Raw genomic sequence first — 267 nt, 5'->3', positions numbered from 1 at the left:
AACAGGGTGATAATCGCCATCAGCGTCAACAGCGCGGCGGCGGTAAAGGAGCCGACGGTGTTGTAGTCCTGCTCCAGCAATTCAATCTGTAACGGCAGCGACAGGGTTTCGCCGCGAATCGAGCCGGAAACCACCGACACCGCGCCAAACTCGCCAATTGCGCGGGCGTTGGTCAACACCACGCCATAAAGCAGCGCCCAGCGAATGTTCGGCAATGTAACGCGACGGAACATCTGCCAGCCAGACGCGCCAAGCAAAATCGCCGCT

Annotated in this window: 1 protein-coding gene; it reads right to left on the bottom strand. The window is 59.6% G+C overall.

What is annotated here, in order from left to right:
- A partial coding sequence (locus SB725_RS31570; protein WP_410923363.1) for an ABC transporter permease subunit occupies positions 1 to 267 on the bottom strand: 267 nt, incomplete at both ends.

It is taken from the genome of Pseudomonas sp. SIMBA_041 (assembly GCF_046535095.1).
Lineage (GTDB): Bacteria > Pseudomonadota > Gammaproteobacteria > Pseudomonadales > Pseudomonadaceae > Aquipseudomonas > Aquipseudomonas mucoides.
The sequence above is the reverse complement of the archived record's forward strand: the minus strand, read 5'-3'. Positions and strand labels throughout refer to the sequence as shown.